The sequence below is a fragment of the Neobacillus niacini genome (assembly GCF_046591715.1).
Lineage (GTDB): Bacteria > Bacillota > Bacilli > Bacillales > Cytobacillaceae > Neobacillus > Neobacillus niacini_L.
Window position 1 is genome coordinate 75835 of sequence record NZ_JAWVNQ010000009.1, and the last position, 12775, is coordinate 88609.

The window sequence follows — 12775 nt, forward strand, 5'->3', positions numbered from 1 at the left end:
CCCTTCTATTCTAAGCTAGTAACGTCGTTCTTATTGACTACGACTAATCGAGCTAATCGATCGTGTGCAGCTAATGAGTTTGGATTAGCAAATTGGCTTATAACGGATATCAAAAATGGAAGGCCCTGAAAAAGAAACATCGATAAAAATTTAAAGAAACTTCTAACAATCACTAATAATCCATAAGCAAGCTTACCTTTTTTGATATTGATGTGTGTTAGTTTCAATTGAAAAATCATCTTCCCAATGGTAGAACCTCTTAATAATAAGGTTGTTAAGACATCATAACAAAACCAGATAAGAAGCGATTGGAGAAAGGCTTCATTAAAAAGAGCCATTACCTGTACAGTAGCATCTTGACTAGCTGCTTCACTCATTGTTTTTTGAATTTCAATCATCTTTGTTACGACTCCAGGAAAATTTGCAAAACCTGTTATTCGATAAACAATTGAAAGTAGGATTGATACAATCACCGCATCTATGGCAAAAGCAGCTATTCTTTTTAATCGAATCTGAGTAAATATTTTCTTTTTCATGTCCATAGTAAGTATTCGCTAAAAATTAAGATTTCCTTTGGAATCTATAATATTATTAGCTTTCTCCATTTCTAAGTTTTTCTTATCCCACATCTTAATGAATGGAAACCAAATTGCAGAGGCAACTGCAAAAGCAACCAATTGCATGACTACACCCATAATTTTACCGCCAGTCATTAGATAACCACTGATGAAATATGGTGTTGTCCACGGGATAATCGTACCAGTCGTTTGTGGAAAAATCCCCATTGACGTACCAAAATAAGTAACGGTTAATACTGCTACTGGTGCCAGCATGAAAGGAATCATTAAGAATGGGTTTAAGACAACCGGAACTCCAAACATAATTGGTTCGTTGACATTAAAAATGGAAGGTCCAATCGCCAAACGTCCAACTTTCTTAAGAAGTTTTGATTTTGCTAAAAACATCATATAGATAGCAACTGGTAACGTAGCACCTGATCCACCCATCCAAATACCATTCTCATAGAATGTATACGTAATGATATGCGGCAGTGTCTTTGCACCCTCTTTTACTGCTGCTAAGTTTGCATCTGCATTTGTAATCCAAATAGGTTCCATAACAGAAGTGATGATGGATGAACCATGGATTCCAAAGCTCCATAAGAGATGTTCCATTAAACTTGCGATAAGCGTACCAATGTAGGTTGAACCTAAGATCGTAAATGGTTGTGTGACAACGACCTGTATAAAAGTTGCGAAAGTTTCCCAACTGGTTTGCGCAAATATAAATCTAATAAATAAGAAGAATATAATAATAACCAAACCAGGAATAAGGGCTGTAAAGGAACGTGAAACGGTTGGTGGTACAGTATCTGGTAAAGTAATGACCATCTTCTTTTGTAAGAAGAAACGATAAATTTCTGCGGTAATAATGGCAACAATTAATCCAACAAACAAATACTGTGCACTAAAAATATCAGGTGACCAAGCGGAAACGCTTTCTTCATCAACCGTGAAAGTGCTCATAATGTTAACAAGTAAATATCCTGCTAATGCTAAAACACCAGCTGGAACACCGTCAATATTCTTTCCATCGACTTTATAACTGCCTGCTAGTGAAAATGCTACACCAAATACAGCAATTAATGCGATGATACCCATTGTACCGTTATAAACGATGTCTCCAAAAGCATTCCAATTGTCACCAAAGGTTTTAGCCATGAAGTTTTGATACCATTCTGCTTCTAACCAAGCTGCGATAATGAAAAACGAACCAATGATCATAAGAGGCATTGCAAACATAATACCGTCACGTAAGGCAAGCAAATGTCTTTGATTACCTATTTTCGAAGCAATCGGTAAAAATTTCTCTTCAAAAAAATTACTTTTCATTGAATTATCACTCCTATAAGGATTAGGATCTTGGTAAATCAAGAATTTCCCTTTTTACCAAGATCCTTTTAAAATATTAACGATGCGAATTCTTAGAAACAGGTGTTACAAAAGTCATCACGTGGCTATCGTTTTCAAATCTAGGCTCTCCATCAATTGTCATTGCAGAGTATACAACAGTAGCAGTGATGAAAGCTTGCTTATCTGTTTTATACGTAACTTCTCCAGTTTCACTATCAACAGCTACATCGTCTGGTGAAGATGATTCATAACTAATTTTTACAAATTTGTTTCCATCTGTATTTAATTTCGAATCAGCCATTGCATTTTTCAACCATGTTGGATAGGCAAAAGAATTCTTGTCAAGCTTAGTAGGCGCAATTGGCTTTGCTGATTTCTTAGGATCAACAACATTGATTGTGTAGGTTATTTTAGCAGGCGATCTAAAGAATCCATCAATAACATACGCCGTAACGGTAGCTGTTCCCGGTTTTAAACCAGTTGCATACGCACCATAGTACTCGCCATTTACACTTAAATCCGTTGGTCTTACGTTTCCTTCATCACCGTATGTTGCTATATTTCTTAGGTCAATAACTTGAAATACATCTGATTCAGCATTGATTTGTGTAGGTAATCCATTGATATATCCTGCTTGATCCCAAGCATTCGTTGCCCAAGACACATTCTTAATATATCCCGTTGTTTTAGCATCAAGCTTTACAGAGTCACCTACGTTAATGGTAAATGTATGTGTGTCTGCATTATATTTAGCATGCGGATTCATAGATGCTAGTTTAGTTGGGTATTCAAGGCTTTCTGTACCATTATTAACTGGTGCAGTAACTTTTGATCCTAAATCTTTTACATAAGCAGCATCTTCAGGGTTTTGAGTGATCCAGTAAGGCATTGAAATGACAGTTGAAGATTCCATTGTTAAACTATTACCAGAGTCAATCGTTCTTCTATCCATCGTTCCAAAAATGTTTGTGTTGTACTTGGACATCATTACTTCATCACGAGGAATTAATTGGTCAACCATAAGATTTGGTGCTACGTGTGTTACGTCATTTCTGTTTGCTGATAATACATCAAAGTTCATGAAATTGTTAGGTATACGTGACATATACCAATCTGAACCTGCAAGGTCAACTTGTGCGTTTCCGATATCAATACCTTTAGCTTTCAATGCACCAAGAGAAGCCGCATAGAAAGTTGTCATGAATGGGTTTTTCTCTCTCTTTTCGTTTGTCCACCATTGGTTCATGCCTTCTAAGATTTCGTCACCGTTAAACTGATCAGCATGGTGAGATAATGTGTAGTATGCTAGTGCTTCTTCTTCTTCATCCGAATAGTTCATGTATGATTCATGAGTTACACCACTTACTCCGATATCATCACCGTTATGGGCAGCAATACCAAAGTATCTTGCAAGATATTGTAATGTCATATCAAGCATCGATTTTGAATTATATGTTTTTGGATATCTTACTTCAAAATCATTGTGTTCATTAGCCTTTTCTGACGCTTTTACGCCATTCATTACTTTGTATTCGTTTGCAAAATCAAGTGGTTCAATTACGTCAATACCTTGATCTTCAAGGATTGCTTTTTCTTCAGGGGTATACGTACCCAAATCTCTAGCAACTACAAGTGCTTGTAATAGTAATTGCGCATTTAATGGACCGTCTTCATAGTCAGCGTCTCTTCCCCATGCATCCTTATTACCATCAAGGTATTCAGGGTTCATATTTGCCCATCTAGTTGGAGCATTCGGACCGTTTAATCCATTTCCAGGAACAGAACCACTAGCAAAACGAGATTCAGCTGGGTTCTCACCATTAACCGTCAATTGGAAATAGTTGTTTAGAACTAGTGCATTTGTGTGGTTAATCATATCATTTTTGATAAGCGCTGCTAGTTCTGGATCATCTTCTTTGAATGCTTTATATGCTAGGTCTAATGTAAAATAATGACCTACTAATTCATCTGTAGATGTTGTTGCTTTGTAAAAAACTTTATCTGAGTCTAAATCTTGTGAATCAGCATCAAAACCTTCGTTTTGGTTTGCAAAAATTTCTGTTAAACGTGGAGGTACGGCAACTGTGTCATAGGCTTTAAGATCGGTTTGAACTCCACTTTTGAAAGATCCAGGGACATTATAGTAAACCGTTTTCCCATTAATATCTACAGCTTGTCCTGCCTTCTTCTTAATCCATGCATTATCCCATGTTTTAGCTTCTGGAAGTGTTGCGCCATTGTTACTTGTGTCTACTTTGTACGAACGAGCAAAGAAACCAGCTGAGGCAGGATTTCCAGTGTCAGTCAATGTATATTTACCCTTCTCATCTACGAATACTGGCTTTCCTTCGTTAGCAGCAAGCCATGCTTTTGCTTCAGCGATAGTTTTTACGTTTCCACCATAAGAGTTAACAACATACACATAGTCGTTTACATTGTATTGAGAAGTAACTTTTAATTGCGTACCAGATACATAACCAAGCGTTACGATTGATTCAACTGCACGAATAGCAGATGCTTTTGCATCCTTTGTTCTTTCATCATTTGGGCCAAATGTATTTTTCATGTAGTTGTATCTCCAGATTTCACCAGAAGCATACATTGTCGTCCATAGACCATCATTGTCTGTATCATAGTTTCCTCTTCCTGCATCTTTATCTGCAGTCATAAGCGCTTTAATCATATCCTCTTGAGAATTGAATCTCATATTACCAGATTGGAATCCGAATCTGTCTGTATAGTTTCTAGAAATTTCTGTTTGAAGTAATGCTTTACTTTGTAAGGACATTTGCTTTCTCACAATGTGAGTTGCGTTTCCTTTTTCGCCAAGAATCCAAAGTCCATTATTACCATCAGGCATGATGTTGGTAATCACTTCTTTTGCGTTAAATGTTGCAGTATTACCAGCATTATTAGTACCAGAACCTGAAGATTCACCAGTTTGTGGAATATATCTTCCACCTTGCAAATACTGAATTTGATCAGCCGAAGATAAGTTAGGGTCGTAAAGTGTAATTGCATCAGATACGATACCATTAATTATTCCATGCTTTCTCTCATCACCCAGGATGATTTTATCATTTGACTTGATTAAAGTGTCTTTTGAAATTAACCATTTTACACCGTCTTCTCCTTCAACATATCCTACATAGCTCTTTGATGGGAATTTCTTTCCTGCTGGAGCCGAAGGAATATTAGTTGTTTTCCAAGTCGATGTAAAAAGGGAAGCTGGTATCCTATTGTCTCCAGCATTATAGTAGTAAACTAATTTTTCAAGATTAGTATCAGCTTGTGCTTCTGCTACAGTAACAGTAATCTCTACAGTTTTTGCAGCACCAGTTGTATCCACTCCGGTACCAGTGATTTTTGCCGTACCACCAGTCACACCTAAAATCTTTCCGCTATAATCACCTTTTTCGTTGCCAACCATATCAACATATGCAACATATGGATCAGAAGTTGTCCATTTTACTGGCTTTGTTGTATCTAAACCAGTAGGTTTTGCATGAGTAATATGTGTAGTGTTCATATAAATACTTGTGCCAGTTGAAACAGGAGCTACAGTAAAAGATTGAGTTGAAATAGTAGGAGCAGCTTTAACAACAACACCACTAAAATTACTAGCAACGATTGAAGCAGCTAAAACAGCAGTCGTAACAGGTTTACCAAAACGCAATTTACTTCTTTTCATTAATCTTCCTCCTATATCATATATTCGAATCCATTTTCTAACTCAGAGATTTAACCATACAATCTAAACCCTTCATTTCCCTTTTACTATCAACCCCTTTCATATAATTGCAGAATCTTGTAAGTCTAGCAGAATAATATTTTAGAAACCTCGTATTGAAAATCATTGAAGTTAGTTGACTTCAGAATTCTCTGTTTCGCTTCGGGATGCTCCATTAAATGTAAAACCAATCGACTTAACTCCTTGTGTAAAAACAAGTCTCCCGCACGTAGATTTATTAAAAAAAGTATTTGTACTACTTTTCCATCATAAGTTGTTGGATTTTTAAATATCACCACACTTATCGAATCTTGTATAGCAACCATTTTTAATGCATGTGGTACTGCTATCCCATTTTGGAGAATCGTCGATATTTTTTCTTCCCGTTCGACAACCAAATCAGGAAAGTCAGGTGTTGCAAAACGCAATTCAACAACGCTTTTCGCTTTTTCTTTAATGTAAGCTTTGTAGTCAAAAGACTCTCTAGTATCTTCTATATAAAACATTTCTGAATGAAACAGAGATAAGAGTGTTGGTGCATTTTCCTTAACTCTACTTGCTGGATACCTAGTAAGCGTACGAAGAATTCTCTGTATATCCGTCTCAGTTAGTATTGGTGCTACTTGAATATAAGGAATTGAAATATTGTCAAAACGAAACGGATGGGATGAAACTAATAAATCATATTCTCCTAGATGAACCGATTGAAGTTCACTGTATAGAACGACGTTAATGGTTGCACCTTGGAAAAGTGTTTCGAGTTTCATTTTAAGTAAATCAGCCGATCCTGCTCCTGATCCGTACGATAGTAGAATTTTCTTATAGGAACTTAATTGTTTTTGCTTCTCTCTTTCCATATGAGCTGCAAAATGCATGGTAATGTATCCCATTTCATCACTAGATAGTTCGAATCCCCATATTTCCTTTATCATTTCAGAAAATTTTAAAGCAATCATAAAGACGTCAGAATATCTACTGTATACGTCATCAATCAATGGATTTGTAAGCTTTAGGTTGAAATATATTCTTCTTATCAAAGGATACATATGCATCAAAAGCATATCCAAAAGTTGTTGATCACCCGTAAACTGTGTCAAGAAAGTTTGATCTAATTTTTCAAAACAATGTTTTAGTTTTTGTTCCAAATCATTCTTTTCTTGTTCCTCAATCTCATCCACACTAGATTTACCACTTATATGTGCAGCAAGATAGATCATTTCACTCTCTGGTAGTACAACATGATATAGTTCAGAAAGAACGTTACAAATTCTCTTGGCTATCTTCATATAAGATGGCTTAATAAGGGAAACATCTAACTTCTTTTCTTGATTAGGCAATATAAAATTGTGTTGAGTTACTCGAAACGAGAGTATTTGAATATGCATTAAAATGTTCTCAAGGGCAAAATAACTTAATTTCAAATGATTGATTTGTACCTCTTCGCTCAAAACAGTTCTAACTTCTTCGATTGGAAACGCTTTTTCAAAATTTAGATAAGTAGATTTTTTTAACAATCCTGTTTCTTTTTGACTCAAGAAATAGGAAAACGCCCTTCTAAAATTTGTTTCGTCACCTAGTATACGAACACCGTAACGTGATTTTGCTTCTACTTTTAAATCAAAAATCCTAACCTGCTTTTCAACTTCAACCATGTCGCTAAGAACTGTCGATCTGCTGATCATTAGGCTATCAGCGAACATATCAATAGTTTGAAACTCAGTCGTTTGGAGCAGGAGCATTATGATATTGATTACACGAACACGGGGTAAATCCGGAGCTAAAGTTCCCTTAATTTCTTCGATATACGATTGAACCATTTCTTGATTTACTACATGAAGTAAATATCCTTCCCCACGTTTTTTCTGAATAACAAATCCAGATTCTTCTCCAATAACGTTTAATTCTTTTAATTCATTTCGTAATGTCCGATTTGAAATGGCAAATTCTGATTCAATTTCATGCGATGTAAGTGTTTTGCCTTTTTGATACAAATATTGTAAAATTAAATCTCTTCGCATATATCACCCCAACACTCTAGATACTCTTCTAGTTGGTTTAAGTTTACTTCCCGCCAAATCCATTTAACAGTTTGATTTTTTCCAACATATTTAGCAATATGAAACAAACCCCGAATGAATCTTATCATGGTTCCAAACGTTTAAAAATTTCGGATTTAATACGTACATGTTAAGTAATACTTAAAGTTCCCTTAAAGCTTCCTCTATGTCCAGTACATGGTAAAACTCCTGTATCAACCACAAAAAAGCGTTCCTATGATCTGGGAACGCTTTTCTCATTAAACTTAGACTCAATTTTCTAGTTACCTATCCGTGCTAAATTAAACACCATAATACTTATTAAAAAGTTCTTTATTCCATTCATCTCCGCCATCAACGTTAGAACTCCTAAACACTGGCGGTTTCAGTCCAGCTTGGTGGTATTTTTTTGCTAACAAAATAGAAATGGTTTGAGCAACAAAAGCTCCCGCCATAGTAGACGTTGCCCCCATACCTGTGTTTGCTTCTTCTACATAAAATGCAGCATCCCCAGGTCCAGTACAACTATCAATAACAACATCACTGAAGTCAAATAGATATTTTCCACTGCTATGTCTTGATTTGGAGCCTGCAGGATGGTTCGGATTTGTAAAAGCAATGACCTTTGTACCACATTCCTGTGCCATTTTTGCAAGTTCTACAGACATTCCATTTCTTCCTGAATTAGAAGCAATGACAAGAACATCCTTTGAGTTGATTTTATATAAATCAAAGATAACTTTTGCATAGGCTTCTAAGCGTTCAATCACAGTACTTTTTAAAGGATGATCGTGTAAAAAAAACTCGCTAGGCAAAATAGGTGAGACTATTGCAAATCCACCCGCTCTTACGTAAAATTCTTCTGCAAACATATGGGAGTGACCTGAACCTGTAACAAGAAAGCGACCTCCATTTTGAAGGGCTTTAAAAATGGAGGTCGCTGCTTCATCCATTTTTTCAAACTGTGTCGTATACAGCTTTTCGAGATTTGCTGTCACATATTGATAATATTTCTCCATGATAACTATCCCCCTTTTATTGATTTGTTACCACCCGTACTTCTTTTCGCTCCATTTTTTTATAATTAGATCTTGTTTCACGAAAACAAGACTATTTTTTTCGATATCTTTATCGATGATTGCACCAGCTCCGAGAACACTATAAGCACCTATTTTACAACCAGGCATAATAATTGTATTTACACCCGTTCTGCAATAGTCGCCAAGATATGCAGCATTTGAAAAATGTAATGGTACTTCTTTTCGTCCATTCACAACGTGCTCCGTTTCTCCGTCATCAAAGCGTAATGTTCCGCAAACGGTTGCTGCTCCGATATCCGTATGGCTGCCAATTGCACCATAAAACTCGCCATAGTGGTAAAGATATACCTTATCCATCACCATTCCACCAAGGAACTCTGCACAATGGTCAAAAATACAATTCGATCCTATCGATACTCCATCGTAAATGATGCAGTAATTACTTATTTTTGTATGATCACCAATCACAGCATTGCCATTAAAAATGGCTCCATTATCAATGATTGTATTGTCACCCACAATCAGGTTACCGTGAATGACAACTCGATCACCAATTGAGGAGTTCCTGCCCAGTTTTACATGGCCATGAATGGTTGCATTTGCTGAAATCGTCGCACCTTCTGCGAGAATGTTCTCTTGTAGTGCATGACAAAAATGATCCACCATAAATTGGTTCGCTTCTAACATATGCCAAGGCTTGTCAATATCAAAGAAATATCCACTACATTCTATCGCTTTCAATTTTACTTTATCAAGCGATTTCAGAAGTCCAGCTTCAATATATCTCTCTTTTGGAACACCTACACCTACTTTTACATCTGGAAAATAATCGGGAGTTCTTTTCACGAAATCTAGAAGTGTATCGTCAAAGTGAAAGCCTGCAAATTGATGGGTAATGCTGTTCCCGCGATAGTGGGCACCAATCGACTGAACGAAGCCATTCTCAATCTTCGCACCAATCCAGTTTCTTGAGGATTCCTCTAAATATTTCAACAACACAGCAGGTTTACTAGAATTCACTAAGTTCTCTAAATCCTTTCGTTCAACGATGGTATCCCCATAGAGAACGATAAAGTCCTTCGTATCTGAGAGTTTCTCAGCTCCTTTTACCAGACTTTCTGCGCTTCCTAATTTTGTCTGATCAGTTACAAATGTAACGTTTTCAATATCTGATAATAGATTTTCTATTTCTCTTTGATGTTCTTCATTAACGACAACAACAATTTCTTTTATTCCCATTGCCACAACAGATTCAATGTTATAGCGAATTAATGGCTTCCCAGCGATTTTTATTGTTGTTTTAGAGCGAACCGCGTTGAAAGGAAACATTTTATTCCCATTGCCAGCCGCAAGAATAATGGCGCTTTTGACCATTCAATCACCTCCTGTTTCATTCACGTTTTATAACCTTGTTTTCAACAATAAAAATTTTTTACTTATATTCTACTAATCGAAATTTACTTTTGCCTGCTAAAAGATAAGGCAATAAATCCTTAGCAAAAGGATGAACAAATCCAATGACATTATGCTCAACTGATTGTCCTAAATCTTTCAATGAGATTTGTATTTCCCCTTCATATTGCGCACTTCTATTATTTAAAACAGAGATTGTATACTTTCCTCTTGGTGCACAATAACAAGGAGGCACTTCCATTCCTCTCGTATCAGTCGCCCGAATGAGATTGGCAGGCTGATCAACTCTTGAAATCAGGATGGACTCTTGAATTTTCATTTTTGTATTTTGAAGAACAAACGGATTATATACAACTGGAATCTCTAAATAATCTTGTTGGTAACATCTTGCCATTTCAGCAAGCTCTGAAAGATCCGCAAACGAGTCACCAATTAGCACATCGTCAAAACCATTTGCAAACAACTCTGACATAGCAATATGACAAGGCAAAAAGCGGTGTTTTTCAATCGTACAAACCCCATGACCTAAGTGGTGCAAATCTTTTGGCGAAAGTTGCGATGCAACAAACCCACCGACCGGCACACCGAATGAGGCAAACAAGTCGTTAATTGGACGAATGTCCTCAAGAGACAATGCTGTATCTGGCAGCGGGAAAAAATTGTGACAGGCCGTTAGTTGACCAATATTCCCATCTTTTTCTATCGTTTCTAAAAAATCACGACATTCACATAAAGCATTGCCATTCTTGTTATCAGAGGAAGACATCGAAGCATTTACTTCTATTTGAATCCCCTGCTGATTTTTTGAAAGTAGTGCAACTTCTTCGCTCGTAAAACCTCCATCAATACGGAGTTTTGTGATTCCCATCTTTTTTAACGCTGTAAGATCGTTCAATGTACAACCCAACTCGTTGAAAACTTCATCATTCATATCAGCTGATACAGTCATACCAAGTTCTTTGCAGTAACTCAGTATGTCATTCCAAGTGTTCGCACTTACCTCCTGAGCACCTTCAAAACCATGATTATTTAAAATCAGTGAAACAAATACTTTTTTAAAACCAAACGATTTGGCCTTTTCCAAATAAACTCTGATTTGATCTAAAGGATAAAAGTTGGGATACACACTAATTCCTATTTCACGCATGTTAAATCGTCATTCCTTACTGTTCTAAATTTGGATTTACTTGTATTGCGCACCAATAATGATGGCACCGAATACTGGATCATAAAGTGGTGTAGAAATCTCTACTTGTGGTAAAACCACACGTAACTTCTCTTTTAACGTAACGAAATAATCTGTTGATTTCGTCAACAAACTGCCTGCAACAGAGAGACGGAATTTTTCTGACTCCATTTGTCTACTGATTCCCACGACTAAACGAACTAATTTCTCTAGTTCTGCATCAACAATCGTACGTGCAGGTTCGTCTCCTTTTGCCCATGCTTCTAGAATGATTGGCGTACAGGAAGCTACCTTGTCAACTGGCAGTGTATCTTCCAAATATAATAAATCGATAAATTCTTCTGGAGAAGTCAACTGAAAATGAGCCAACAACTTTTCAGTAAAGGATGTAGATGCAATAACTTTGTCGTATTCTTGCATAACAGCTGCAATCGCATGACGACCAATTTGGAAACCGCTTCCTTCATCACTTATCAATCCGCCCCATCCACCAGAACGTACGATACTTCCTTGTGAGTCAATTCCCACAACAATGGAACCTGTTCCAGCAATCATTAAAGCATCTTTTCGGTCTCCATTGCCACCAACAAGGGCAATTTCTGCATCATTCACTACTACTTGTCGGCAAGTGAATCCGCTTTCCTTTAATGCAGTCAGATAGATTTCAACATCCTTCGGTCTATCGACACCTGCAGAACCTAGTACGAGAATCGCATCTTGCATTCGCTCTTGAAAACAAGAGACTAACGCTTCATAAATTTCGAGAAATACTGGTCTAAGTCCTTCTACTCCGATGTTATTATAATTTGACATCCCAAAGTTTTGGTCAAATAGTATTTCTCCATCTGGTCGTTCTTTGACCATGACTCTCGTTTTTGTCCCTCCGCCGTCCATTCCAATAATCAATCTATTATTCATTATCTGTCCATTCATCCTTTCATTAATAATTTATTTCTTCTAAAAGCAAGATCTTGCGCTTTGATTTTATGATTACTGTCAGATTTAAACAAAAATTGAAAAAGTTAGAATTTCAAAAAATACAACTATGTTATTCATCGAATAAACCTAGATACTACACAAGTTTATTTAAGTATACCTACCACCCAATACAATAAACAGTTGGATTTTTTCCAACATATTTTGAAATATTATTAGTCATATACCCGATTGATTAAGGGAAAGGCATCTACATGACCGAAGAACAGAAGAAATGAGTATGAAGATGCTATAATGCAAGGAAGGAAAAAACAGCAGCTCAATATGAATTAGCAAAAAAAAATACACTATTAAACGACTGACTGTTGATATTGTAGTATGTAAAATGTGGAAACATATTTAAAGAGAATGAAAAACAAAAATGTTTCTAAAAAAAACCAAAACCTCCAATTTTGGAGGTTTTGGTTTTTTTAGGGGTTGCTGTAGAGCAAATATCGTTTTTAGGTTCATGCCAACAAGAG

The 12775-nt window shown here is 36.4% G+C and carries 8 protein-coding genes; all 8 read right to left on the minus strand.

Annotation, left to right across the window (positions count from 1 at the left end):
• Window positions 1-5: 5 nt before the first annotated feature.
• Complete coding sequence (locus SFC47_RS19135; protein WP_411255966.1) at window positions 6-536, minus strand: RDD family protein; 531 nt, start codon at window positions 534-536, stop codon at window positions 6-8.
• Between the two features lie 18 nt (window positions 537-554).
• On the minus strand, window positions 555-1892 hold the full coding sequence (celB, locus tag SFC47_RS19140) for a PTS cellobiose transporter subunit IIC (protein ID WP_411255967.1): 1338 nt from the start codon (window positions 1890-1892) through the stop codon (window positions 555-557).
• A 76-nt stretch (window positions 1893-1968) separates the two neighbouring features.
• Window positions 1969-5604, minus strand: coding sequence for a hypothetical protein (locus SFC47_RS19145; protein ID WP_411255969.1), 3636 nt, complete (start codon window positions 5602-5604; stop codon window positions 1969-1971).
• Window positions 5605-5729: 125 nt separating this feature from the next.
• Window positions 5730-7661: a BglG family transcription antiterminator gene (locus SFC47_RS19150; RefSeq protein ID WP_411255970.1), complete on the minus strand. Its 1932-nt coding sequence runs from the start codon at window positions 7659-7661 to the stop codon at window positions 5730-5732.
• A gap of 320 nt (window positions 7662-7981) precedes the next feature.
• A complete protein-coding gene (locus SFC47_RS19155; RefSeq protein ID WP_411255971.1) occupies window positions 7982-8698 on the minus strand; it encodes an SIS domain-containing protein in 717 nt (238 codons plus the stop codon).
• Window positions 8699-8725: 27 nt separating this feature from the next.
• Complete coding sequence (locus SFC47_RS19160) at window positions 8726-10093, minus strand: nucleotidyltransferase family protein (RefSeq protein ID WP_411255972.1); 1368 nt, start codon at window positions 10091-10093, stop codon at window positions 8726-8728.
• A 58-nt stretch (window positions 10094-10151) separates the two neighbouring features.
• On the minus strand, window positions 10152-11279 hold the full coding sequence (locus tag SFC47_RS19165; protein ID WP_411255973.1) for a MupG family TIM beta-alpha barrel fold protein: 1128 nt from the start codon (window positions 11277-11279) through the stop codon (window positions 10152-10154).
• A 36-nt stretch (window positions 11280-11315) separates the two neighbouring features.
• Window positions 11316-12236 (minus strand): N-acetylglucosamine kinase, encoded by a 921-nt coding sequence (locus SFC47_RS19170; protein WP_411255974.1) that lies wholly within the window; start codon window positions 12234-12236, stop codon window positions 11316-11318.
• Between the last annotated feature and the right edge of the window lie 539 nt (window positions 12237-12775).